22 protein-coding genes are annotated in these 23,641 nt (G+C 64.8%); 8 read left to right on the top strand and 14 right to left on the bottom strand.

Translation table 11 applies throughout. The annotated features are described in order from the left end of the window. The first annotated feature begins 95 nt into the window (after positions 1–95). Entirely contained in the window at positions 96–1,004 is a 909-nt protein-coding gene (locus tag RB623_RS08020; RefSeq protein WP_308056253.1) for an alpha/beta hydrolase, read from the top strand. 19 nt (positions 1,005–1,023) lie between these two features. On the opposite strand, the gene RB623_RS08015 is transcribed toward RB623_RS08020, so the two are convergent. The 5 genes from RB623_RS08015 to ffh all read right to left on the bottom strand — a co-directional run bounded on the left by RB623_RS08015 (position 1,024) and on the right by ffh (position 4,501). Continuing rightward, positions 1,024–1,635, bottom strand: a complete 612-nt coding sequence (locus RB623_RS08015; protein ID WP_308056252.1) for a LysE family translocator — start codon at positions 1,633–1,635, stop codon at positions 1,024–1,026. Positions 1,636–1,808: 173 nt separating this feature from the next. Next, complete coding sequence (gene rpsP / locus RB623_RS08010; RefSeq protein ID WP_308056251.1) at positions 1,809–2,204, bottom strand: 30S ribosomal protein S16; 396 nt, start codon at positions 2,202–2,204, stop codon at positions 1,809–1,811. A gap of 34 nt (positions 2,205–2,238) precedes the next feature. Further along, positions 2,239–2,619: a chorismate mutase gene (locus tag RB623_RS08005; RefSeq protein WP_308056250.1), complete on the bottom strand. Its 381-nt coding sequence runs from the start codon at positions 2,617–2,619 to the stop codon at positions 2,239–2,241. Then, entirely contained in the window at positions 2,616–2,900 is a 285-nt protein-coding gene (locus RB623_RS08000) for a hypothetical protein (protein WP_308056249.1), read from the bottom strand. Before RB623_RS08000 ends, RB623_RS08005 begins: the two co-directional genes overlap by 4 nt. 11 nt (positions 2,901–2,911) lie before the next feature. After that, positions 2,912–4,501, bottom strand: coding sequence for a signal recognition particle protein (gene ffh, locus RB623_RS07995; protein ID WP_308056248.1), 1,590 nt, complete (start codon positions 4,499–4,501; stop codon positions 2,912–2,914). A 490-nt stretch (positions 4,502–4,991) separates the two neighbouring features. Between ffh and RB623_RS07990 the strand changes: the two genes are divergently transcribed. Continuing rightward, entirely contained in the window at positions 4,992–5,396 is a 405-nt protein-coding gene (locus RB623_RS07990) for a hypothetical protein (RefSeq protein ID WP_308056247.1), read from the top strand. 120 nt (positions 5,397–5,516) lie between these two features. On the opposite strand, the gene RB623_RS07985 is transcribed toward RB623_RS07990, so the two are convergent. Both RB623_RS07985 and RB623_RS07980 read right to left on the bottom strand, forming a co-directional pair. Next, the gene (locus tag RB623_RS07985; protein WP_308056246.1) at positions 5,517–7,640 is read right to left on the bottom strand and encodes an adenylate/guanylate cyclase domain-containing protein; all 2,124 of its coding nucleotides are present in this window, start codon (positions 7,638–7,640) and stop codon (positions 5,517–5,519) included. A gap of 285 nt (positions 7,641–7,925) precedes the next feature. Further along, positions 7,926–9,602: a tetratricopeptide repeat protein gene (locus tag RB623_RS07980; RefSeq protein WP_308056535.1), complete on the bottom strand. Its 1,677-nt coding sequence runs from the start codon at positions 9,600–9,602 to the stop codon at positions 7,926–7,928. Between RB623_RS07980 and RB623_RS07975 the strand changes: the two genes are divergently transcribed. Beyond that, entirely contained in the window at positions 9,490–9,828 is a 339-nt protein-coding gene (locus tag RB623_RS07975) for a hypothetical protein (protein ID WP_308056548.1), read from the top strand. The genes RB623_RS07980 and RB623_RS07975 overlap by 113 nt on opposite strands. A gap of 153 nt (positions 9,829–9,981) precedes the next feature. Continuing rightward, a complete protein-coding gene (locus RB623_RS07970; protein WP_308056245.1) occupies positions 9,982–10,452 on the top strand; it encodes a YHS domain-containing (seleno)protein in 471 nt (156 codons plus the stop codon). Positions 10,453–10,527: 75 nt separating this feature from the next. On the opposite strand, the gene RB623_RS07965 is transcribed toward RB623_RS07970, so the two are convergent. The 5 genes from RB623_RS07965 to phaR all read right to left on the bottom strand — a co-directional run bounded on the left by RB623_RS07965 (position 10,528) and on the right by phaR (position 14,652). Next, entirely contained in the window at positions 10,528–11,421 is an 894-nt protein-coding gene (locus RB623_RS07965) for an adenylate/guanylate cyclase domain-containing protein (protein ID WP_308056244.1), read from the bottom strand. A gap of 145 nt (positions 11,422–11,566) precedes the next feature. Then, positions 11,567–12,031 (bottom strand): DUF6790 family protein, encoded by a 465-nt coding sequence (locus RB623_RS07960; RefSeq protein WP_308056243.1) that lies wholly within the window; start codon positions 12,029–12,031, stop codon positions 11,567–11,569. A gap of 46 nt (positions 12,032–12,077) precedes the next feature. After that, positions 12,078–13,454, bottom strand: a complete 1,377-nt coding sequence (locus RB623_RS07955) for an FAD-containing oxidoreductase (RefSeq protein ID WP_308056242.1) — start codon at positions 13,452–13,454, stop codon at positions 12,078–12,080. After that, complete coding sequence (locus tag RB623_RS07950) at positions 13,451–13,915, bottom strand: DUF4126 domain-containing protein (RefSeq protein WP_308056534.1); 465 nt, start codon at positions 13,913–13,915, stop codon at positions 13,451–13,453. Before RB623_RS07950 ends, RB623_RS07955 begins: the two co-directional genes overlap by 4 nt. A 134-nt stretch (positions 13,916–14,049) precedes the next feature. After that, positions 14,050–14,652, bottom strand: a complete 603-nt coding sequence (phaR, locus tag RB623_RS07945; protein WP_308056241.1) for a polyhydroxyalkanoate synthesis repressor PhaR — start codon at positions 14,650–14,652, stop codon at positions 14,050–14,052. A 278-nt stretch (positions 14,653–14,930) separates the two neighbouring features. Here phaR and RB623_RS07940 point away from each other — a divergent pair, with 278 nt between their 5' ends. Together RB623_RS07940 and RB623_RS07935 are read left to right on the top strand one after the other, a co-directional pair. Then, positions 14,931–16,112: an acetyl-CoA C-acetyltransferase gene (locus tag RB623_RS07940; RefSeq protein WP_308056240.1), complete on the top strand. Its 1,182-nt coding sequence runs from the start codon at positions 14,931–14,933 to the stop codon at positions 16,110–16,112. 123 nt (positions 16,113–16,235) lie between these two features. Further along, positions 16,236–16,958 (top strand): beta-ketoacyl-ACP reductase, encoded by a 723-nt coding sequence (locus tag RB623_RS07935; RefSeq protein ID WP_308056239.1) that lies wholly within the window; start codon positions 16,236–16,238, stop codon positions 16,956–16,958. 166 nt (positions 16,959–17,124) lie between these two features. Here the strand turns inward: RB623_RS07935 and aqpZ are convergent, their stop codons facing one another. Further along, positions 17,125–17,814: an aquaporin Z gene (aqpZ, locus tag RB623_RS07930; protein WP_308056238.1), complete on the bottom strand. Its 690-nt coding sequence runs from the start codon at positions 17,812–17,814 to the stop codon at positions 17,125–17,127. Positions 17,815–18,118: 304 nt separating this feature from the next. Further along, complete coding sequence (locus tag RB623_RS07925) at positions 18,119–19,189, bottom strand: hypothetical protein (RefSeq protein WP_308056237.1); 1,071 nt, start codon at positions 19,187–19,189, stop codon at positions 18,119–18,121. Between the two features lie 276 nt (positions 19,190–19,465). Here RB623_RS07925 and RB623_RS07920 point away from each other — a divergent pair, with 276 nt between their 5' ends. Both RB623_RS07920 and RB623_RS07915 read left to right on the top strand, forming a co-directional pair. Then, complete coding sequence (locus RB623_RS07920; RefSeq protein ID WP_308056533.1) at positions 19,466–23,131, top strand: helicase-related protein; 3,666 nt, start codon at positions 19,466–19,468, stop codon at positions 23,129–23,131. Continuing rightward, positions 23,132–23,512, top strand: a complete 381-nt coding sequence (locus RB623_RS07915; RefSeq protein ID WP_308056236.1) for an RNA-binding S4 domain-containing protein — start codon at positions 23,132–23,134, stop codon at positions 23,510–23,512. Positions 23,513–23,641: the final 129 nt, after the last annotated feature.

Here is a 23,641-nt window from a genome sequence, read left to right as displayed (position 1 = left end):
GGGCGCCGGATTCGCCCTCGACGCCCTTCCTACATTCTGCAACACTTCCCCTGCTGGGTGCGCCGAACGCCGTGCCCGCATGAGCGAGGTGGCATATGCGGCGATTTTTTCGGCTGATGGCAACCTTTGTGGCGCTGGCGGGATCGCTGGCTCCGCCGCCGGTAGCGGCCGACGAAATTCCCGTGCCGGCCCAGGCTCAATGGGCCGACGCCAAGAAGACGGTGAAACTCGGCAACGGGCTGACGCTTGCCTACGTCGAGGCCGGCAACACGGATGGCGTGCCGACCCTGCTGCTGCACGGCTACACCGACAACAGCCGCAGTTGGTCGCTGATCGCGCCGTTCCTCAAGAACCGTCGCCTCCTCGCCGTCGACCTGCGCGGCCACGGCAAATCCGAAGCGCCGCCCTGCTGCTACGCCTATACCGACCTTGCCAATGATGCCGCGCTGTTCCTTGAGGCGATGGGCATCGCCAAGGCGGACGTGATCGGCCATTCGCTGGGCTCGCTCGCCGGCCAGCTCCTCGCCGCCCAGCATCCCGACAAGGTCGGCAAGCTGGTTCTGGTCTCCTCCACCACCGCGATCGGCAGCGGGCCGGGCTCGTGGCTGTGGGACAACGTCACCCAGCTCAAGGCGCCGATCGACCCCAACAGCCAGTTCATGAAGGACTGGTACGCCAACCCCAATCCGGTCGACGAGGATTTCATCACCCGCGAACGCACTGAAAGCGCGGCGACGCCGATCCAGGTCTGGAATGGCGTGCTGTGGGGGGCGGCAACCGGGGATCTCGCCCCTATCACCTCGCAGGTCAAGGCGCCGGTGCTGGTGCTGTGGGGCGAGAAGGACGGGCTGTTCGACCTGCCGCATCAGGAGAAACTGGAAAAGGCTTATCCGGACGCCCGTTTCGAGGTGTTCGCCGGCGCCGGCCACAACATGTTCTGGGAGTTCCCAAAGGACGCGGCGACGATCATCAAGGATTTTCTGGATCAGAAGGACGGTCCCTGACCTTCGCGCCGGGGGGCGGCTACCGGCTGGCGATCAGCGCGCCGGTGCCGATCATCGCGCCGCCCGCAACGCGGTTCATCCAGCGCAGCCGTGCGCCGGTCCGGAACCAGGCGGAAGACCTGCCGGCCAGCACGGAATAGGTGCTCATGGTCAGCACGTTGACGCTGAAGACCACCGACATGATCACCAGCGCGTCGACAACGGTCAGTGTCCTGAGGTCGAGGATGAGCGGCATGAGGCTGGCGTGGAACAGGATCGCCTTCGGATTGGAAAGCGCCAGCATCAGCCCAAGCAGGAACGGACGCCCGGCGCCGCCCGCCGGCTGCGGGACATTCGTCTCGATCGTGCCGGCGGAACGCCACATCGTGAAGCCCAGCCAGACCAGATAGGCTGCGCCAAGATATTTGGCGGCGAGGAAGACGATTGCGAAAGCTTGCGCCAGTGCGATCAGGCCGCACATGGCGATGGTGACGAGCGTCATGTCGCCCAGCGCCACGCCGAGCCCGACCAGGATGCCGCGCCGCGTGCCGCGCGAGATGCCGGTGGCGATCACCGCCAGCATCGACGGCCCCGGCGTCACGGCGGCGACGAAATGCGCGGCGCAATAGGCAAGAAACACGGTCAGCGTCATGGCGGTCCCTCCTTGTCGGATGGCAAAACTATGCCAGCCGTGCCGCATCGTCAGCGGCGTCATTGTGACGGGGACAAGAAAGCGGACGGTTCGCTGCCGGCTACCGGCCACACAAACAAACAAACGGCGGGCTTTCGGCCCGCCGTCGTTCGATGTTTGCGCGGAACCCGCAATCAGGAAGCTGCGGCTTCCTCGGCCGGAGCGGCGGTGGCGGCGGCGATCGCCGCGGCGGCCTCGTCCTGCGCCTTCTTGATGGCGTCGAGGCGAGCCTGCGCCTTCTTGCCGGGCAGCGCCTTGGTCGGGTTGGAGCGCGCCTCGCGCTTGGACAGGCCGGCCTCGTCGAGGAAGCGGGCGACGCGGTCGGTCGGCAGCGCGCCATTGCCCAGCCAATGCTTGACGCGGTCGGCGTCGAGCTTCACGCGCTCGCCGTCCTTCGGCAGCAGCGGGTTCCAGGCGCCGATCGCCTCGATGAAGCGGCCGTCGCGCGGGCTGCGCACGTCGGCGACGACGATGTGGTAGTAAGGACGCTTCTTGGAGCCCGCGCGGGCCAGTCGGATCTTCAGTGCCATTTTCTACTCCTAAGCTCTGGTTCGGTGGCTGAGGTCAGCCGTTGGTGGAGGCGCCCTCAGCGCCGGGTGCAGTCGCGCCGTTGCTGGCGGCGATCTGTTCGTGGTGGCGGATCACTTCCTTGATGACGAAATTCAGGAATTTCTCCGCGAAATCGGGGTCGAGCTGGGCGTCCTGCGCCAGTTGCCGGAGCCGCGCGATCTGCCGCGTCTCGCGCGCCGGATCGGCGGGCGGCAGGCCGTGCGTCGCCTTCAGCACGCCGACCGCCTGCGTGCAGCGAAACCTCTCGGCCAGCATGTAGATGAGTGCGGCGTCGATATTGTCGATCGAGGCGCGGTAAGATTTCAGCGCCGCATGCGCATCGGTCACGCGCTTGTAGCCCGCGGCTACCGGATCGTAGGCGTCCTGCTCCTTCATCTCCCCCTCACTTCTTCTTGCCCAGGCCGGGAAACCTGCTCGGACTGCCGACGTGAAAGAACCGCACGCAACAGATACAAAAGTAACCACCCGCCAAATGCGGGCAATGCGATATTGCCAATCGAGTTGAGCTCTGGAACCGGTTTGGGTGCCCCCAATTCCGCTGAGCCCACAAACGCATTCGGATCAAACCACAAACCAACCGTAAGACCCCACGGCGTAAATGGGACCACGGTCCCAATCAGACCGATCACCAGCAACAAACGTGAAATCCAGTTCAACACCCTTTCCGTCATTTCTTGCCGCCCTTGCCCAGTCCGGGCAGCCCGCCCGGACCGCCCAATCCCGGCAGCTTCAGGCCGCCCGGCAGGCCGGGAAGCCCGCCGCCGCCAAGGCCCGGAAAGGTCGGCGGCAGGCCCTTCGGCAATCCGCCGCCAAGGCCGGAGGCCTCCGCCTGCTTCTGCAAGGCTTCCAGTTGCTTGGGGTCCATCTTCGACAGGTCGGGCATTCCGCCCATGCCGCCCAGCCCCATCTTGGAAGCCAGCCCGCCCATCATGCCGCGCATCAGGCCGCCGCCCTTGCCCTTGCCGCCCATGGCCTTCATCATGTCGGCCATCTGCCGGTGCATCTTCAAGAGCTTGTTGATGTCCGAAGCATCGGTGCCCGAGCCGGCGGCGATGCGCTTCTTGCGGCTGTGCTTCAACATGTCCGGATTGGCGCGCTCAGCCCTGGTCATCGACGAGATGATGGCGAGCTGGCGCCCGAACATCTTGTCGTCCAGCCCGGCGGCCGCCATCTGGTCCTTCACCTTGCCCATGCCGGGCATCATGCCCATGATGCCGCCCATTCCGCCCAGCTTCTGCATCTGGCCGAGCTGGTCGGCGAGGTCGTTCAGGTCGAACTTCCCCGACTGCATCTTTTTCGCCATCGCCGCGGCCTTTTCCGCGTCGATGTTTTCGGCGGCCTTCTCGACCAGGCTGACGATGTCGCCCATGCCGAGGATGCGGTCGGCGATGCGGCGCGGATGGAATTCCTCCAGCCCGTCCATCTTCTCGCCGGTACCGATCAGCTTGATCGGCTTGCCGGTGACGGCGCGCATCGAAAGCGCCGCGCCGCCGCGGCCGTCGCCGTCCATGCGGGTGAGCACGAGGCCGGTGATGCCGACGCGCTCGTCGAAGCTTCTGGCGAGGTTCACGGCGTCCTGGCCGGTCAACGAGTCGGCGACCAGCAGGATCTCGTGCGGGTTGGAGACGGCCTTGATCTCGGCCATCTCGGCCATCAGCGGCTCGTCGATATGGGTGCGGCCGGCGGTGTCGAGAATGACCACGTCGTGGCCGCCGAGCCTTGCCGCCTGCACCGAGCGTTTGGCGATGTCGACCGGCGACTGGCCGGCAACGATCGGCAGCGTAGCAACCTTGGTCTGCTCGCCGAGCTGGCGCAACTGCTCCTGCGCAGCCGGCCTGCGCGTGTCGAGCGAGGCCATCAAGACCTTCTTGCCCTGGCGCTCGGTCATGCGCTTGGCGATCTTGGCGGTGGTCGTGGTCTTGCCCGAGCCCTGCAGGCCGACCATCATGATGACGACCGGCGCCGGCGCGTTGAGGTCGATCGTCTTGCCCTCGGCGCCGAGCATGTCGACCAGCTCGTCATGGACGATCTTGACGACCATTTGGCCGGGCTTGATCGACTTCAACACCTCGGCGCCGACGGCCTTGCCGCGCACCTTGTCGACGAATGAGCGGACGACCTCGAGCGCCACGTCGGCCTCGATGAGGGCGCGCCGCACCTCGCGGAGTGCCGCGGAAACATCCGCCTCCGACAGCGCGCCGCGGCCCGTAAGACCGTTGAGAATGGAACCAAGCCGTTCCTGTAGGCTCTCGAACATCCGTCTTCCTTTTCCCGTGCGCCACAATGGTGCCCGAGAGGTAGTGTCTTCGCGGCGAAGTCCCAACCGGGAAAATCGTCATTCCGAAGCGCCAAACCCAAAAGCACCCGGGGGCGCATCGCGCTGCCGGGTGTTGGCCTCCGGGGTCGGCTCTGCCTAGCAGGCGCCCCGGGCGGCGGCTCGGAAAAAGATCCTCGTCGCTGAATTGCTGCGGCTTCAACAGGAAACCGATCGGAAAGTCAAGCTTAGCGGAAATTTGTCCGGGGCGGGCAAGCAAAATATGGGGGCAACGGGGCGGCCCGCTGCGCGACCGCCTGTGCCATTCCCCAAGCCGGGCATTGGCAAGTGGAACCTCAGATCAATCGGAAGTTGTCCGACCACAAGATTTCATTATCGTAAGTCAACAGCCTCTAAGCTTGGTGCAAGTCTTGTGATTATTGGATCAAAGTCGTAGTATATTACTCCTATTGGAAGGTCAGGGGAGGTGGCGATGCTGCTGCGGACATTGATCCTTGCCATGCTCGTCGCGGGACCTGCGTGGGCGGGCTGCCCGCTCGACAAAAGCCAATCCGTGCCCAAGATCATCGGCCTGCCATATCCGGCCGCTCGTGCCTGGTTGATAACCGCGGGCTTTCAACCGCTCCTCGATTGGAACCGGATGCAGCGCGACTATTCTCTGGCGGACGAAGAGTGGATTGCGGAAAGGGGCTATTTCGAGGTTCAGGCATGTTCGAATGCGGGTGAGGGATCGTGCCGGGCACACTTCGTCGACAACTACCGCAATCTGTTCAGGATCGTCAGCGATCCCTACGGGGCCGGCTCCGAGGTCACGGACGCCTTCTTCGTCTGCGGTGCAGATGCTGCGAACGTATTCGCGTTCGGGAGCAGCCGGTAGCTATGGCCCAGATGCAGGCCGGCCTGGTAGTCCATCGAATCCCGCCGGTCGAACGCTTGCCTCGCGTTGCTCGACGAACAGGCCGAGGCACGGCCGGCTTGTTCGGTGCCGACGGCGCGCCTACAGCCTCAGTAGCCAGGCCTCGACCTTGCCCTTGCCTTTGACTTCGATCGCGCCGCGCGACTCGAAGACGAAGTGGTCCTTGAGCCTCTCATAGACCGGGCGCGTCACCTGGACGGAGTCCGGGACCCCGCCCGATTCCATACGGCTCGCGATGTTCACCGTGTCGCCCCACAGGTCGTAGATGTACTTGCTCTTGCCGATCACGCCGGCCACCACCGGCCCGCTGTTGACCCCGACCCTGAGCTTCATCGAGACATTGTTCTCCATGGCGTGCTCGCGGGTGATGTGGACCATGCGGATCGCCATGTGCACCATGCGCTCGGCATGGTTGGCCACCGGCTCCGGCAGCCCGCACACCGCCATATAGGCGTCGCCCACCGTCTTGATCTTCTCGATGCCGAGTTCGCTGGCGGCGGCGTCGAAGCGGGTGAACAGCCCGTTGAGCAGGTTCACCACATCCTGCGGCGGCATGTCGGAAGACAATTGGGTGAAGCCGACCAGGTCGGCGAAGGCCACCGTGACCTCCGCGAACCCGTCGGCGATCCGCTGCTCGCCGCCGCGCAGCCGGTTGGCGATCGGCGCCGGCAGCACGTTCAGGAGCAGTTGCTCGTTCTCGCGGTTCTTGTTCTCGATGACGGTGTTCTTGTCGCGCAGTTCCCCGACCATGCCGTTGAAGGCAGAGCAAAGCTGGCCGATCTCGTCCTTCGTGCGTACCGGAACGCTGGCCGCATAGTCGCCGGCGGCGAACCGTTTGACGCCGGCGGTGAGTTCGCGCAGCGGCCCGAGCAACGCGCGTGCCAGCCACGCGGCGGTGGCGGCCACGATCAGCAGCGCCAGCCCGCCGACCAACAGCAGATCGCGGCGCAGCCGTTCGATCGGCGCAAACGCCTCGGCGCTGTCCACCTTGGCGACGAGCGCCCATTTGACATCCTCGATCGCAAGCGGGCCCCATGAAGCGAGTGTCGGGACACCACGGTAGCCGATGATCTCGCCGGTGCCCTCGACGCCGGCAAGCGCGGCTCGCGTAGCCTGGGTGTCGATACGCTGGTGCAGCACCGGCGTCCCGTAACGATGGATGGCGTCGATCTCCTCTTCGGAGGCGCCGACTGCCTTGAGGTCGGCGAAATAGCCGTTGCGGTTTTCGTAGAAATCGCGTGGGGCCGAGCGCACAAGATGGTCGGACCCGACGAGATAGGCCTCACCCGTGGCGCCGAAGCCTTCCTGCCGCCAGCGGCGGCCGCTGGTTACCACCTTGTCGATCTCCTCGTTCGACAATTGCGCGATCAGCACGCCGATGACAGCGCCCTGGTCGATGATCGGTGCGCCCATGAAGGCGATCGGCGCGCCGCCGGACGGGGCATAGGGAGAAAAATCCTCCAGGCATATGGCCGAGCGGTCGGCGGTCTCCGCGCAACTCGCGACCGCCGCGGCGACGTTGGTTCGGCGGTAAGGACCGAACTGCAGGGAGGTGGCAAGATCGGTCTCCTTCTGGACTGTGTAGATCAGGCGGCCCGATTTCGGATCGGCGATCATGAAATCGAAAAAGCCGACCGTCGTGGCCGCGGCGCGCATCAGCGGATGATAGACGGCATGCAGTTTGGTGTACTCGCTGCCGTCGCCTGCATCGTCGAGAAGTTTTCGCCGCTCCGCCGGGTTCGGGTTTTTCACGATGTAATGATACTGCAGATAATAGGGTGCGCCGCCGACCGGCAGATAGTCGGACAGGGCCGGCTCCCTGCCCAGCACGGCTGTCATCTGCGGGATGAAATTTTCGGCATACCAGTTGCCGACCTTCTGGCGCAGTGCGGGCGGCGCGCCGGCGCGGTCGAGCTGGTCGACCGCGATCTTGAACTCCCGCGTCGCCTCGACCACCATCTTGGAGGTGGCAAGCAGGCGCAGCTCCGCCTGGATCGTGCGGAAGTATGTTTCAACCTGGTGTGCCTTGGCCTGACGGGCGGCCGTTAGCTGGTCGAACACCGCTTTTTCGAGCGCATCCTTGGCGCGGAAATAGCCCAGCACCCCGGTCACCATCACCGCGGTCGCGCCCAGCAACAGCAGGGTCGTGAATAGTTTTGCCGCCAGACCCCAGCGCGCGGCGCCGCTCACCGCCGGGGAAGACATGATTTTGACCTGACGGCTACCCGGCCGCCGATAGCAATCCGCAATCTGACCCCCGGAGACCGTTTGAAATCCTGACCGGCCGACGGATGCTAGCGTATCCGCCGCGCGATGGGCAGCGCAATCTTGGGCCGGCAGAGGTTGTTTGGCCGAAGATCCCCGATCGCGGATACCCGATCTCGTCCATGGCGGCGCGCTGCCAAGGTCGAACGCCCGATGGCGACGGAGAAATCCCGGCAACGGCGCGGTCCATCTGGAGCCCGCCCTCCAATGTTTCGAGAAGGGCTCCTACTCCAATCCCGCCAACTTCAATCCGTGGGCAAGAAGCTCACGCGACTTGCTGTCTCGCCACTGTCCGACAAACGGCGCTGTCTTGAAAAAGGGACTAAGGCGCTTCACCTCCTTGGCGGCACGTTCGGCATCGTCTGTGCGTCCAAGTTCCGCATAGGCTGCTGCCAAGCCTAAATAGACGATGTAGCGTTCCGGGTTGCCTCCCGTCAGCGGCTCGAGGATTGCCACAGCGTCGTGGTGGCGGCCAGCAAGATAGTAGGCGAAGCCCAGGACATGGAGGCTGTCCCAGTGGAGCGTAGGGTCGAAGATCTTGGCCCTTTCCATCGCGGCGATCGCCCCTTCGGCATCGCCGGACCACATGAGCATCGCGCCCAGTGAGGCGTAGCCATATGCATCGCTCGGATTGATCTCGATGGCCCGTCTGGTCTCGGCGATTGCGCGTTCATACTCTCCGCGCGCGAGAAAAGTGAACGCCAGCGTCTGATGTGCTTCCGCCAGTTCTGGCGACAGGCCGAGGGCTTCGCGGACGTGCGCCTCGGCCCTTCCCAGCGCTTCGCCGCGAAATTCGGTCCAGCCTTGCGTCGCTTCGATCTGATAGGTCTGCCCAAGCGCTTCCAGGGCGGCGCCGTAGTGTGGATCGAGTGCGACAGCCTTCTCGAACATGGCGCGGGCTTCCATCAGCGCGGACCGTTCCGAGTCCGCAAGACGGGCCCGGCCGCGGAGGAAGTAATCGTAGGCGTCGAGGTGTTCGGTCTCCTTGGCGAACGCCCGGTCCCGCTCGAGGCTTGAGAGCTTGATCGCGAGCGAGCCGGTGATCTCGCGGGTGATGTCGTCCTGCAGCGCGAAGATGTCGGTGAGTTTTCGCTCGAACTGCCGCGACCACAGATGCAGGTTCTTGTCGGTGTCGGTCAGGTCCACGGAAATTCTTATTCGGTCTTCGCTGCGGCGCACGCTGCCGACCACGACATAACGTGCGCCGAGTTTCTCCTTCAGCTCGGCGGAATTGGCGTCGCTGCCCTTGAACTTGGCGGTGGCGTTGTTGGCGAGAACATGAAGATTGGAGAAACGCCCCAGCGCCGCCACGATGTCCTGGGTGACCCCGTCGCTGAAATACTCCTGGTCCGGTTCGCCGCTCAGATTGGCGAATGGCAAGACCGCAATGGTCGGTGGGCCCGATGCCTGCCGAACCCAACCGATCGACTCCCAGGGCCGCAGGTAAAGCGCGCCGCCTGCCAGCAGCACGAAGATCCCGAGAATTGCCGCGACGGTCGCCAACGAGCGGCGATTGCGCAGGAAAGGCTTCTTTCCCGGCCTTGCGGGCTTCGCCGCCTCGCCCGGCTGGACGACATGGAAGGCCCTGACCGGGCGGAGAATGTTCTTCAGCTTCTGGACGCCGAGATCGGTAAAGGCGCATTGGAGCTTGTCTCTCACCTGTTCCTTGACGCTGCGCGAGATACAGATGCCGCCGGGCTCGGCAAGGGTTTGAAGCCGCTCGGCGACGTTGACGCCGTCGCCGAACAGGTTGCTCTGCTCGATGATCACATCGCCCAGATTGATGCCGATGCGGAACAGCATCCGCTCCCCGTCCGCAGCCGCCCCGTTGAGGGAGGCGACCGCCGACTGGATATCGATCGCCGCCCTCAGGGCATCGACCGCGCTTGCAAACTCGGCCACCACGCTGTCGCCGGCTTCGCCGAAAACCCTGCCCATGTGGTTGGCGACGCTCTCCGCGATGACGACGCGCCTCGCATGGAAAACCCGCAAGGCGCGTTCCTCGTCGTCGCTCATCAGGAGCGAGAAACCGACAGCGTCGGCAATCAATATGGCCGCGAGCTTTCTTTGCGAATGGTGCTCTTCCATGCCGTCGTGCGCGCCGTCGACTGGCCGGGACGCCCTCTGATGAAACGACAAGGACATCATAGTCCCGGGGCAGGAATTGGAGTAGACTTGCTCACCGAATTCGTCCGCTCAACTCCGGCCCCTGGAATGGGCCTGGAGCGATACGCTCGGTTCCGGACGATGATTCTTGGCAATGGCGGATCGGGAGGCCGATATGTTCATTTCCAAACGAAATTTCTTCTTTCTGGCAGCCATGACATACCTTTCGCTTGGCTTGGACTGGCAAGCGCACGGCGGCAATCGGCAGGCCGGCGATGTAAGCACTGACCGCGAAAACGTGGCCATCGGGGGCTACGATACGGTTGCGTATTTCACGGATGGAAAACCCACCCAAGGCAGTTCCGACCATGAGTTCGTTTGGAACGGCGCGCGCTGGTGGTTTGCCAGCGGCGCGCATCGCGACATGTTCGCCAGCCAGCCCGAGTCCTATGCTCCTCGCTTCGGCGGATATTGCGTGATGGCCATGATTGACGGCGCGAGGTTCCGACCTGATCCGGAAGCCTGGGCAATCGTCGACGGCCGGCTCTATCTCAGCGGCGACCGAGAGGGCATCATTGCATTTCAGCAAGATACGTCCGGAAATATCCGGCAGGCCGACGAGCGCTGGGAGGCGCTTCACAAATAGACTGCCTTGCCGCATTTCGGCTGAGGTGTGGACGGCGCTGCGGTTATGGCTGGCGTTTCAAGGACAGGCCCTGTTTCAATCCCCCATCCCAAACACTTCTACCGGCTCCTCGACCCCCTTCACCTCGTATCTCCCGCAGGAGCGGAAGGTGCGCCGAGAAAATCCGTCCACAAACGCCGCGCTGACCAGGATCGGCTCGTCGGCGGTGCGCGTAAGACCCTCGATGCGGAAAGCCAGGTTGACGGCGTCGCCGAGCGCGGTGTTGATGCCCTTGCCCATCGAGCCGACTGCCACATCCCCGAGATGCAAGCCCAAGCGGCAATCGAGCGCAATGCCGTGCCTTCCCCTGAGCAAAGCGCGCATCGGGGAGGACGGCACCGCCTCCGCCGCGCGCAGCGCCTCGGCGGCCCGGATCGCGCTGTCGCGGATGTCGGGCTCGGTGCCGTGCCAGTAGGCGAAGACACAGTCGCCGATGAACTTGTCGATCGAGGCGCCATGGCGTTTCAGGATGGCTTCGCAGTCGGCATACCATTCACGCAGCAGGCCGGCGACCTCTTGCGCCGACAGAAGCGTGCAGATCGCCGTAAACCCCTTCAGATCGCCGACGAGAATGGTCATCGGCGCGCTGCGGATCGGCTGGGGCGGCAGGCGCGAGATCTGCGTCCGTTCGTCGAGCACTTCCGTGCGCGCCGTCGCGGAGCCCTCGTCCTCGAATACCAGCACCACCTTGCCGAATTGCAGCCGGTCGCCGCCGCGCAGCACCCTCGGCGCGCCGAGCGCCGAGCCGTTGACGAAGGTGCCGTTGGCGCTGCCGAGATCGACCACCCAGAAATTGGCGTCCTGATAGCGCACGCTGGCATGCTGGCGCGACACGCTGGCGTCCGCCAGGCGGATGGTTGCGCTATCGCCGCGGCCGATCAGCGACACGTCGCCGAGCGGAAAGATTTCTCCGCTGATCGCGTTGCGCATCGACGCCCGCATCGGCCTGCTGTCACCCCCAGTACATGCCGCCGGCCATCTTTGAGCGCGGCGGACGAGGGCACACTACTATGGCTGCAACGCTTATCCAATGCGCAAGCTGACGACTTTCTTGCTCACCGTGGCCGAAGGTCTTTCAGCCAAAGTAAGTCCACGCGACGAAGGCCGCCAGCACGAAGAAGGCGAACAGGTCGGTAACCATCGCAACCGTCTCGTTGCGGCTGCGCGCCGGCTGCATCGCGTGGCGAACGCCGGCGACGCCGTAGAAAATGCCGGCGGCGATCGCCACCGGCAGGACAAAGCTTGGTGCAAGCAGCGATAGCACGCCGACCGTGCCGATCGAAAAGTTCGCCACGCCGAGTTCGCGCACCACCGGCAACGCCTCGGCGCTCTTCATCTCGAAAATTTCATGGGCGGTGAATTCCGGCTGGAAATACTGGCGGATGCCGGCGAGCATCAGCCGGACGCCCGCGCTCCAGAAGACGAACCATTTTCCGACCAGCGGCATGATCGCCGCGCCGGCGGGCAAGGAAAGATAGTCCGCCACAATCGATCCAGCCGGCAGCACGAGCATCAAGGCAAGAACGCTGACGAGATACATCTTTTTGCGCCCCCAGGCGGTCTGCCGAACCGGCAGGCCGGCCTTGTCATTGCAAAGGCTTGAGGCTCCCGAAAACCGTCGGCAGCAGTTCTGAAACGGTCGGATGGATCGGCACGGAGCGCACCAGCGTGTCCACCTTGGCCTTCGCGTACATCAGGTCCAGAATGCCATGCACCACCTCGTCGCCGCTGGCGCCGAGAATGGACGCGCCAAGAATCTGGCGGCTGTCGGCGTCGACCAGCACCTTCATGAAACCCTCGGTCTCGCCGCGCTCGACGGCGCGGCCGACGCGCGTCATCGGCAGCCGGCCGATCAGGCAGTTCTTTCCGGACTTGCGCGCCTCCGCCTCGGTCATGCCGACACGCCCCAGCGGCGGATCGATGTAGAGCGCATAGCAGGGGAAGCGGTCGCTCAGGCGGCGGCTGTCGCCATCAAGCAGATTTGCCGCGACGATCTCAAAATCGTTGTAGGCGGTGTGGGTAAAGGCGCCGCGTCCGTTGCAGTCGCCCATCGCCCAGACGTTTTCGGCCGTGGTCCTGAGCTGATCGTCGACCTTGATGTAGCCCCGCTCGTCGCTCTCTATGCCAGCCTTTTCCAGGCCGAGGTCGTCGGTGTTGGGCCGCCGTCCCATCGCCAGAAACACGTGGCTGCCCAAAATTTCCGGATCGCCCTGGGTGCAGTCGACTCCCACGGCGATGTCGCCGCCGTGCCTGCGGAAACTGATGCATTCGGCGTTCAGCCGGAAGGCGATGCCTTCCTTGGCCAGGATGTCGTGGATCGTCCTGGACACGTCCTCGTCCTCGCGGCCGGTCAGCCGAGGTCCCTTCTCGACGACAGTCACCTCGCTGCCGAAGCGGCGGAACATCTGCGCGAATTCCAGCCCGATATAGCTGCCGCCGATCACCACCAGATGGCGCGGCAGCGTGTCGAGCTCCATCATCGAACTGTTGGTGAGGTAGGGGATGTCGTGGACGCCCGGCAGGTCGGGCACCGAGGCGCGGCCGCCGACGTTGAGGAAAATCTTCTCCGCCGACAGCACCTCGCCGTTGACCTCGATCTCGCGCGGCGCCCGGAATCTTGCGTGCCCGTCGATGAAGTTGACGTTTTTGGTGCCGTCCAGCCAGGTGCGAAGGCCGTTGCGGGAATCCAGCGTCACCTTGTCCTTGCGCGCCTTCACCCGGTCCATGTCGACGCCGATGTCGCCCAGCACCACGCCGTAGTCGCCGCCGCGCCGCGCCATCTGCGCCGCATAGGCGCTCGCCACCATCGTCTTGGTCGGCTTGCAGCCGGTATTGACGCAGGTGCCGCCCAAAAATTTGCGCTCGATCATGGCGACGCGGTTGCCCGCATTGGCCAGCCGCACGGCGAGCGACGGGCCTGCCTGTCCGCCGCCGATGACGATCGCGTCGAAAATTCTGGTCATGGGAGGACCGAGACCGCCACCAGCCCGAGCACGATGGCGACCGCGTCCTCTATCAGGGCGGCCGGACGGTCCTGGCCGAAGGCGGCGGCGAGGCGGCCGCGCGCCTCCGCGCCGCCATAGGTGCCGATGACGGCGCCGACGATGCCGGCGATCAGCCCGCCGACCATCGAACCGCCCGCCGTGCCGATCACCGCGCCGCAGAAGGCGCCGCTGACGAGGCGCGCCGCGAATTGCTGCGGCACCTTTCGGCTCGGCGTCGACGGAAGCTGGTCGGTGACGAACTCGACCAGCGCCAGTATGCTGAAGATCCAGGGCGTGAAGCGCCAACCCATGAAGGCCGCCCAGCTTTCCGACACCGGCAGCCAGCCGAGGAGGGCGCCCCAGCTCACGGCGGCCGGCGCCGTCATGGCGCGCAGGCCTGCCACGAAGCCGATGAGCAGCGCGGCGAGGTATATCGACATCATTCGGGCCCCTGGATTTCGCGGCAGTACAGCATTCCGCCCGCCCGCCCGCAACCATGGCGGTCATGACACGATGCAATATTCCTGCATCGGTGGAGGGGATTTGACGGATGTTGCCGGCGCTTGCCGACCGCTCAGCTCAGCGAGTCGATCTTGCGCTGCATGGCGGCGATCTGCTCCTTCAATTCCTGCAGGTCGTCGGCCTTTTCCGAAGCTTCCTTCTTCGCCGGCTCGGGCGCGGCCGCCCCGGTCGGCGCACCGCCCGGGAACGGCGTGAACATGCGCATGGCGTTCTGGAACAGCTCCATGTTGCGGCGCGTCTGTTCCTCCAGCGCCTTCATCGGCGCCATCTTCATGAGGTCGACCGGCGTCTTGCCGAACGCCGATTTCATCTGTTCGCGGAACCGCTCCTGCTCCTTGGCGAAGGCCGACATCGACTGTTCGAGGAAACTCGGCACGATCATCTGCATCTGGTCGCCGTAGAAGGAGATCAGTTGCCGCAGGAATGGGATGGGCAGCATGTTCTGCCCGTCCTTGTTCTCCAGCTCGAAGATGATCTGCGTCAGCACCGGATGGGTGATGTCCTCGCCGGTCTTGGCGTCCTGCACGGTGAAATCCTCGCCGCGCTTCACCATTCCGGCGAGATCCTCCAGCGTCACATAGGTGCTGGTGCCCGTATTGTAGAGACGGCGGTTGGCGTATTTCTTGATGACGACGGGGTCGTCCTTCGCGGCCATCAACGATCCTCCCGGGACACCGCGCCGGGTAAGCGGCCGGTAACGATTGCGCGTCGCATGAGGATACGCGCAAAACCGTCACAATTCCAAGCGCTTTGTGCGGTGCGGGATTCTCTTGATGGCGATGCGGCAGGAAAAATGCTGCGCAGCATGAATTGGCTTGCGCGCGGCGCAGGCCAGCCGCCGATTTTTCCGGTTTGACTCGTCTTCGGCGGGAGGCCACATAGGTTGAAGAAGCAGCGCGGCCGCCGCCGCCGTCCAGGTCTGGAGAGCAAAACATGTCCGATGCCATCGTCGTCGCCAGTGCGGCCCGCACCCCGGTCGGTTCCTTCAACGGCGCCTTCGCCGCAGTTCCTGCGCATGATCTGGGCAGCGTGGTGGTCAAGGAAGTGCTGTCGCGCGCCGGCGTGGAAGCCGGCGAAGTCGACGAGGTGATCCTCGGCCAGGTGCTGACGGCGGGCCAGGGCCAGAACCCGGCGCGCCAGGCGGCGATCAAGGCCGGCGTGCCGAAGGAGGCCACCGCCTGGGGCTTGAACCAGGTCTGCGGCTCAGGCCTGCGGGCGATCGCGCTCGGCATGCAGCAGATCGCGTCAGGCGACGCAAAGATCATCGTCGCCGGCGGCCAGGAATCGATGTCGCTGTCCACCCACTGCCAGCATCTGCGCGCCGGCACCAAGATGGGCGACCTGAAGCTGATCGACACCATGATCAAGGACGGGTTGTGGGACGCCTTCAACGGCTACCACATGGGCAACACCGCGGAGAACGTCGCGAAGCAGTTCCAGATCACCCGTGACGCGCAGGACCAGTTCGCTCTCGCTTCGCAGAACAAGGCCGAGGCCGCGCAGAAGGCCGGAAAATTCAAGGACGAGATCGTCGCTGTCACCGTCCCCGGCCGCAAGGGCGACACCATCGTCGACGCCGACGAATATATCCGCCACGGCGCCACGCTGGACGCCATGCAGAAGCTGCGGCCGGCCTTCGACAAGGACGGCACGGTGACCGCCGCCAACGCCTCGGGCCTGAATGATGGCGCGGCCGCCGCGCTGCTGATGACGGAAGCCGAAGCCGCCCGCCGCGGCATCACCCCGCTGGTGCGCATCGTCTCCTGGGCGACCGCCGGCGTCGACCCGGCCGTCATGGGCACCGGCCCGATCCCGGCCTCGCAGAAGGCGCTGGAAAAAGCCGGCTGGACGGTTGGCGATCTCGACCTGGTCGAAGCCAACGAGGCGTTCGCCGCGCAGGCCTGCGCAGTCAACAAGGGCATGGGCTGGAACCCCGACATCGTCAACGTCAATGGCGGGGCCATCGCCATCGGCCATCCGATCGGCGCGTCCGGTGCCCGCGTCTTCAACACTCTGGTCTTCGAGATGCGCCGCCGCGGCGCCAAAAAGGGTCTGGCCACGCTGTGCATCGGTGGCGGTATGGGCGTGGCGATGTGCGTCGAGGCGATGAACTGAATAAAGCGAATAGCGAATAGGGAGTAGCGAATAGGGGGAGGAGCCAAGGCGCGCGGATCAAAATCCCTATTCGCTATTGGCTATTCGCTATTCGCTCCTCCGACCAGAGGGAGGAGAAAAATCATGGCTCGAACAGCACTCGTCACCGGTGGTTCTCGCGGCATTGGAGCGTCAATCTCCGTCGCGCTGAAAAATGCCGGCTACAAGGTCGCCGCCAATTATGCGGGCAATGACGAAGCGGCACAAAAATTCACTGCCGAGACTGGCATAAAAACCTACAAATGGTCGGTCGCCGACTACGACGCCTGCGTGGCCGGTATCAGCCAGGTCGAGGCCGATCTCGGTCCGATCGAGGTGCTGGTCAACAATGCCGGCATCACCCGCGACGCCATGTTCCACAAGATGACGCCGCAGCAGTGGAGCGAGGTGATCGGCACCAACCTCAACGGCGCCTTCAACATGACGCATCCGCTGTGGAGCGGCATGCGCGACCGAAAGTTCGGGCGCGTCATCACCATTTCCTCGATCAACGGCCAGAAGGGCCAGATGGGCCAGGCGAATTATTCCGCCGCCAAGGCGGGTGACATCGGCTTCACCAAGGCGCTTGCTCAAGAAGGCGCCCGCGCCGGCATCACCGTCAACGTCATCGCGCCGGGCTATATCGGCACCGACATGGTGATGGCCGTGCCGGAAAAGGTGCGGGAATCGATCGTGGCGCAAATCCCTGTCGGCCGCCTCGGCGAGCCTGACGAGATCGCCCGCTGCGTCGTCTTCCTCGCCTCAGACGAGGCCGGCTTCATCACCGGTTCGACGCTGACGGCCAATGGCGGGCAGTACATTACGTGATGCGGCGCCGTATCCCTCCCCCTTGAGGGGAGGGATACGCGAAGCGGCCGGGTGGGGTCGCTGCGGCCGTGCTCCAACACCTTTTTGCGTAAAGGCGGTTGAGATTACCCCACCCGCCTCGCTTTGCTCGGCACCCTCCCCTCAAGGGGGAGGGGAACGCTGCGCCTCACTTCTTCCCGAACAGCGCCGAATGCACGATGCCGGCCAGCGCGCCTCCGATCAGCGGGGCGACCCAGAACAGCCAGAGCTGCGCCAGCGCCGGGCCTTCGGCGAACAGCGCCACGCCGGTCGAGCGGGCCGGGTTGACCGAGGTGTTGGTCACCGGGATCGAGATAAGGTGGATCAGCGTCAGGCACAGGCCGATGGCGATCGGCGCGAAGCCGGCGGGAACGTCGCCGGAGGTGACCCGCAGGATGACGAACAGGAAGATGAAGGTCAGCACAATTTCCGTGATCAGGCCAGACAGCATCGAGAATTTGCCGGGCGACGCGTCGCCATAGCCGTTGGAGGCGAAGCCGCCGACGCCCGCGAAGTCCGCCTTGCCGCTGACAATCGCGTAGAGAACGATCGCCGCCACGATCGCGCCCACCACCTGCGCGACGATATAGGGGACGACGTCCTTCGCCTCGAACCGGCCGCCGATGAACAGCCCGACGGTCACCGCCGGGTTGAAATGCCCGCCGGAGATGCCGCCCACGGCATAGGCCATGGTGAGCACCGTCAGGCCGAACGCCAGGGCAACGCCCAGGAACCCGATCCCCAGTTCCGGGAATCCCGCGGCGAGCACGGCGCTGCCGCAACCGCCCAATACAAGCCAGAACGTACCGATAAATTCAGCGATCAATCGCTTTGACATGGCAAAAATTTCCCTCCTTGACCACGCGTCAACTCTATCTCCGATTGCAAGGGAAAAACAGCGCCTGACTGGTGTGCCAGGTCAAATTGTGGCGGTTGTGCGGCCGGCGCTGCTGGATTCGAAAAGAGATTCCGGATCAGTGACATAGGAGAAAAATGCGCCGGGCGGGCGTTTGGAACAAACCCTGAATCGTCGGGAGTCAGCGATTCGTCGCCGATTCGTTCCAGACTCGTTCCGCGAATCAGTCGGTTGTCACGATCAGACCAAGGTGGCTGCCCCGCTCATCCCAGAAGCGAAAGGTGCCTCAGCCCGCCGTTTCGTCGTTCAAGAACTGGATATGGTAGAGCGATGACGGGTTGACGATGTTGGCCTGTGCGTCGAAATCCGGGAAAGCAGCCACCAGCTCGACCAGCTTCTTTTCGCGAAACCTGTCGATGATGGCGAGCAGGTTGACGTTGTATCCAAGGCGCCATGACCACCATGCTGCATTGTGCAACTGGTTGCGACCGGTGAGGAAGCCGCGAGCCATCCGGAACTTGACCCATCCGAAGAACCACGCATCGTCCTTCAATCGCTTCCGCAGCAGCTTCGGATCACTTTGCCAGGCGACCGGTTCGATATGCACAAGGGTGATTGGCCTTCGCCTGGCCGCCAACTGACTGTAGAGTTCGTCGCTGATGAGGTCGACCTGCTCGACCGAATGCCTGGTAAACACGAGCACGTGGCCCTTGCCTTCCGGGAGGAATGACAGATCGGGTTTGCGATAGTCGAAGTGATAAGCTCCGTATCGAATATGTGCATCGTGAGCGGCGAGGGCCAGGGCCGCTGATCGGCCCGATTTGGTGAACTCCGCGCCGTGATAGTGAATCGTCTCCGAGCGCGTTCGGCCCAGGCCGACATAGAGCTGGAACAGATTGCTCGACCAGCCGCTTCCGAGTTCGACGATGTCGGACGTGTCGTCCCGCACGCACTTCAGAAGGTAACGAATGGCGCCGATGTTGCCTGGCGCGTATCGCCCGCCGACCACATTCGGGAAATAGAAATGCCTGTTCGGATCGGCGGCAAGGCGGCCCAGGACACGTCTGCGCAGGGCTCCCACATCGGGATGCGTTTCGTAGAACCTGCTCCGGTTGCTGCGCCCGATCTCCAATTGGCGCAACTCGGAAAGCAGGGACGATATATGGTCGGCGGGGCGCTCCGCGCGCAGTCGCTCTACCCTGTCCGCTACTTTTTGCCAGTCGGTGCCTTCGTCCTCCCGCCGGTGTTTCTTTCTCGGCAGGGACCGGTAAGCTTCCTCGACCGCGGAGATTGCCGCCAGGCGGCCATTTGCCGTCGATGCGCGACGTCCCAGTAGGGATGAAAGATTCGATCTCAATTCCGGACCCCATCGAACCGGTATTTTCGGTTCGCTGATATCACGTCTCTCATGTCGCGGTCCGGTGGAAAGCGCCTCGCGTGGGTTGGAAGAGTGGTGGCCGATTTCCCTTGACTGCGGCTGACAGCCACCCATATCGTTCGCGTGTGCCGCGTTCCACGGCCGTGGGTGTAGCTGCCATAGCACGACCGTAGAGAATGGGCATCCTTGCGGCGACTCTCGCCGAAGGATGTGTCCGGGCGCCGCAACCCTGACGAAGGGCCGATTTCCGATCCGATGAATGTCCACCAGTTCAAGACCGACCCGCTGATCCTCTCCGGGCGCGATGTGACCGCCGTTCTGGGGCCGACCAACACCGGCAAGACCCATCTCGCCATCGAGCGCATGGTGGCACATGAAAGTGGCGTCATCGGCCTGCCGCTCCGGCTATTGGCGCGCGAGGTCTATGCCCGCGTCTGCGAAAAGGTCGGCGCCGCGAAGGTCGCGCTCATCACCGGCGAGGAGAAAATCGTGCCGGTCGGCGCGCGCTATTCGGTCTGCACGGTGGAAGCCATGCCGCGCGAGACCGACGCCGCCTTCGTCGCCATCGACGAGATCCAGCTCGCCGGCGACCTTGAGCGCGGCCATATCTTCACCGACCGCATCCTGCATCTGCGCGGCCGGCAGGAAACGCTGCTGCTCGGCGCTGCCACCATGCGCGGCATTCTGGAGAGACTGCTGCGCGGCATTTCGGTGGTCACCCGTCCCCGCCTGTCGCATCTGGCCTATGCCGGCTCGAAGAAGCTGACGCGGCTGCCGCGCCGATCGGCGGTGGTCGCCTTCTCCGCCGACGAGGTCTACGCCATCGCCGAATTGATTCGCCGCCAGCGCGGCGGCGCGGCGGTGGTGCTCGGCGCGCTCAGCCCTCGCACCCGCAACGCGCAGATGGCGCTCTACCAGTCCGGCGACGTCGACTACCTCGTCGCCACCGACGCCATCGGCATGGGGCTCAATCTCGACGTCGACCATGTCGCCTTCGCTCAGAACCGGAAATTCGACGGTTTCCAGTACAGGGCGCTGACGGCGGCCGAGCTCGGCCAGATCGCCGGCCGTGCCGGCCGGCACCTGCGCGACGGCACTTTTGGCGTGACCGGCCAGGTGGACCCGTTCGACGAGGATCTGGTCGAGAAGATCGAGAGCCACGACTTCGAGCCGGTGAAGGTGCTGCAATGGCGCACCGCGCGTTTCGATTTTTCCAGCGTCGACGCGCTGCGGCATTCGATCGAGACCGTGGCTCCGGTCGAGGGGCTGACGCGCGCCTTGCCGGCGGTCGACGCGCGAGCGCTGGAGCAGCTTGCCCGCGATCCGGACATCCGCCAGCTCGCTGTCGGACGCGACCGCGTCTCGCTGCTGTGGGACGTCTGCTCGCTTCCCGACTATCGCCGCATCGCGCCGGCCCAGCATTCGGAGCTGGTCGCCTCGCTCTACATGGACCTCGCGCGGCGCGGCCATGTCGACGAGAATTATCTGGCCGAACAGGTGCGTCGCGCCGATTCCACCGAGGGCGACATCGACACGCTGTCCAACCGCATCGCCCAGATCCGAACCTGGACCTACGTGTCGAACCGGGCTGGCTGGCTGGCCGATCCGCTGCACTGGCAAGAAAAAACGCGCGAGATCGAGGACAGATTGTCGGATGCGCTGCATGAGCGGTTGACGAAACGCTTCGTTGATCGCAGGACTTCCGTCCTCATGCGACGCCTGAGAGAAAATACGATGCTTGAAGCCGAAATCGACTCGTCCGGAACCGTGATGGTGGAAGGCCATCACGTCGGCGATCTGCAAGGGTTCCGTTTTACCGCCGACCAGGCGGCGGCGGGCGAGGACGGCAAGGCGATCAAGGCAGCCGCGCAGAAGGCGCTTGCCGCCGAGTTCGAGGCGCGCGCCGAAAAATTCTCGCTGTCGGGCAATCACGACATCGCGCTCGCCTCCGACGGCATCCTGCGCTGGATAGGCTCGCCGATCGGAACGCTTGCCGCCACCGAAGACCCGCTGAAGCCGCGCGTCATCGTGCTCGCCGACGAACAGCTCACCGGCCCCGCCCGCGACAAGGTGGCGGCGCGCGCCGAGCGCTTCGTCAACTTCCAGATCGAGACGGTGCTGAAGCCGCTCTTCGACTTGAAGCAGGCCGAGCAACTGACCGGCATCGCGCGCGGCATCGCCTTCCGGCTGGTCGAGCAGTTCGGCCTGATCAGCCGCCGCGAGATCGCCGAGGAAGTGAAGTCGCTCGACCAGGAGAACCGCGCCGCGCTGCGCCGGCTGGGCGTGCGTTTCGGCGCCTACCACATTTTCATCCCGGCGCTGGTCAAGCCGGCGCCTGCCAGCATCATAACCCTGCTTTGGGCACTGAAGAACGACGGCAAGGACAAGCCCGGTTTCGGCGACATCGTCCACATGCTGGCGGCCGGCCGTACCTCGGTGCTGGTCAACGCTGCCTTCGACAAGGCGTTTTACGGCCTCGCCGGCTTCCGCATGCTGGGGCGCCGCGCCGTGCGCGTCGACATCCTCGAGCGCCTCGCCGATCTCATCCGTCCGGCGCTCTCGTGGAAGCCCGGCTCCACCGGCCTTCGCCCCGACGGCGCCTATGACGGCAGCGCGTTCCTGGTCACGCCGGCGATGATGTCCATTTTGGGCGCCACCGGCGAGGACATCGAGGAAATCCTCAAGGGTCTCGGCTACCGCTCCGAGGCGAAACCGGCGGCGGACGTCAAGGCCCGCCTCGAAGTGCTCGACCTTGCTGCGCGGGAGGCCGCCGCGAAGGCTGCCGCCGAGCGCGCCGCCGCCGCCGAGCGGGCAGCCGCCGAAAAGGCGGCAAGAGAGGCCACGGCCGGGACGGATGCCGGCATCGCCGCCGAGTCGGAAGCCAGCACGGCGGCGGTCGCGCCTTCCGTGGGCGACGAGACCGCCATGGTCGAGACCTTGGCTTCGGTCGAGACCGGCGATGCGACCGGGTCCGCTATCGCGGCTGAAGCGGACGCATCCGAACGGCTTTCGGCCGCTGCTGACGACGCTGCTCCCGACGCCGCCCTCGGGACGGTGGAGGCCGAAGCTGGCGACGAGATTGCCCGTGAGGCGGCCATCGATGAAACCGCCGAAACGCTGTCTGTCGATGCGACCGTGGATGAGGTGCCTGCCGATCAGACCGCAATCCAGTCGGCGGACGGAGAGGTCATAGGCGAGATCGAGGCCGGGCCTGCGCAGGCAGTCGAAGATGCAACGCCGGAGCCTCGCTCGGAAGGCGCGATCGCCGAAAACGCAACACTTGAGCCGGAAAAAACGGCCTCGAGCGAAGCGATTCAGCCGGAAGGACCTTCAACTTCCGAAGAAGTGGTTGAAAAACCTCTATCTTCCGGACTTCACGCATCTTCCGACGCTGCGTCCGACGCCCCTGCCGAAGCTGCCGCCGAAACGCCCGCGGAAGAACCTAAGCCATTGCTTTTGTGGCGTCCTGCGCGTTTCGAGCACCGTCCGCGCCATCGTCACGGCGACCGCAACCGCCCGCAGCATGACGGCCGGCAGCGCGACGGTCAGCAGCGGCCCCCGCGCCGCGACGGCCAGCAGAGCGAAGGCCAGCGCGCCGATGGTCAGCGTGACGCGCGCGGCCCGCGCCAGGGCCGGCCTGACGGCGCGCCGGGGCAGGGCAGGGACCGGCCGCAGGGCGATCAACGCTTTGGAAACAAACCGAAATTCGACCGCGAGCGGTTCAAGGGCAAGCCCGACGGCAACCGTCCGCAGGCCGAGCGCGGAGAGCGTCCGGAGCGCGGTGAGCGCCCCGACAACCGACGCAAGGACGGCGGGAAGGCGGTCTTCCAGTCGAAGCCCCGGGAAGAAAAACCCGCCCGTTTCGACCCGGATTCGCCTTTCGCAAAACTCGCCGCCCTGCGCGATCAACTGAAAAAGTAGATGGCCGAAGCCCGGCAACGCGTTGATAAATGGCTATTTTTCACGCGCGCCGTCAAATCCAGGTCGCTCGCAGCCAAGCTGGCGCAGGCCGGCCGCGTGCGCATCAACGGCGAAAAGTCCGACAAGGCCTCCGATCTTGTCCAGCCCGGCGATACGCTGACGATCACTCTCGATCTCCGCATCCTGGTCTACCGGGTGCTTCTGCCCGGCAACCGGCGCGGCCCGGCGGAGGAGGCCCGCACCCTCTACGAAGACCTCTCGCCGCCTCCTGCCAGCGAGAAACCGCTGCCGGATGCCCTTCCGGCCGTGCGCGACCTCGGCAGTGGCCGCCCCACCAAGAAGGAGCGGCGGCAGACCGACCGTTTGCGCGATCATTCGTGACAACCGCCGAAGTGCGCACGGGCGGCGGAAACGTCATTGCAGCCTGCGGCTTACCGGTGCAAAGGCAACCCTTGCCAGCCCGCGACAAAGCAATTACGTCACCCTTGACCGATAAGCGGCGATCCGCCG

Source organism: Mesorhizobium sp. LHD-90 (assembly GCF_030929505.1).
Classification (GTDB): Bacteria; Pseudomonadota; Alphaproteobacteria; order Rhizobiales; family Rhizobiaceae; genus Kumtagia.
The sequence above is the reverse complement of the archived record's forward strand: the minus strand, read 5'-3'. Positions and strand labels throughout refer to the sequence as shown.

Bases quoted from the DNA above. Each gene is read 5' to 3' on its own strand.
- aqpZ (WP_308056238.1), bottom strand. From the start codon at position 17,814: ATGTCAAAGCGATTGATCGCTGAATTTATCGGTACGTTCTGGCTTGTA.
- RB623_RS07990 (WP_308056247.1), top strand. From the start codon at position 4,992: ATGCTGCTGCGGACATTGATCCTTGCCATGCTCGTCGCGGGACCTGCG.
- phaR (WP_308056241.1), bottom strand. From the start codon at position 14,652: ATGGCCGCGAAGGACGACCCCGTCGTCATCAAGAAATACGCCAACCGC.
- RB623_RS08005 (WP_308056250.1), bottom strand. From the start codon at position 2,619: ATGAAGGAGCAGGACGCCTACGATCCGGTAGCCGCGGGCTACAAGCGC.
- RB623_RS07965 (WP_308056244.1), bottom strand. From the start codon at position 11,421: ATGCGCAACGCGATCAGCGGAGAAATCTTTCCGCTCGGCGACGTGTCG.
- RB623_RS08020 (WP_308056253.1), top strand. From the start codon at position 96: ATGCGGCGATTTTTTCGGCTGATGGCAACCTTTGTGGCGCTGGCGGGA.
- RB623_RS07940 (WP_308056240.1), top strand. From the start codon at position 14,931: ATGTCCGATGCCATCGTCGTCGCCAGTGCGGCCCGCACCCCGGTCGGT.
- RB623_RS07975 (WP_308056548.1), top strand. From the start codon at position 9,490: ATGCGGAACAGCATCCGCTCCCCGTCCGCAGCCGCCCCGTTGAGGGAG.
- RB623_RS08015 (WP_308056252.1), bottom strand. From the start codon at position 1,635: ATGACGCTGACCGTGTTTCTTGCCTATTGCGCCGCGCATTTCGTCGCC.
- rpsP (WP_308056251.1), bottom strand. From the start codon at position 2,204: ATGGCACTGAAGATCCGACTGGCCCGCGCGGGCTCCAAGAAGCGTCCT.
- RB623_RS07935 (WP_308056239.1), top strand. From the start codon at position 16,236: ATGGCTCGAACAGCACTCGTCACCGGTGGTTCTCGCGGCATTGGAGCG.
- RB623_RS07915 (WP_308056236.1), top strand. From the start codon at position 23,132: ATGGCCGAAGCCCGGCAACGCGTTGATAAATGGCTATTTTTCACGCGC.
- RB623_RS07955 (WP_308056242.1), bottom strand. From the start codon at position 13,454: ATGACCAGAATTTTCGACGCGATCGTCATCGGCGGCGGACAGGCAGGC.
- RB623_RS07950 (WP_308056534.1), bottom strand. From the start codon at position 13,915: ATGTCGATATACCTCGCCGCGCTGCTCATCGGCTTCGTGGCAGGCCTG.
- RB623_RS07985 (WP_308056246.1), bottom strand. From the start codon at position 7,640: ATGTCTTCCCCGGCGGTGAGCGGCGCCGCGCGCTGGGGTCTGGCGGCA.
- ffh (WP_308056248.1), bottom strand. From the start codon at position 4,501: ATGTTCGAGAGCCTACAGGAACGGCTTGGTTCCATTCTCAACGGTCTT.
- RB623_RS07970 (WP_308056245.1), top strand. From the start codon at position 9,982: ATGTTCATTTCCAAACGAAATTTCTTCTTTCTGGCAGCCATGACATAC.
- RB623_RS07920 (WP_308056533.1), top strand. From the start codon at position 19,466: ATGAATGTCCACCAGTTCAAGACCGACCCGCTGATCCTCTCCGGGCGC.
- RB623_RS07960 (WP_308056243.1), bottom strand. From the start codon at position 12,031: ATGTATCTCGTCAGCGTTCTTGCCTTGATGCTCGTGCTGCCGGCTGGA.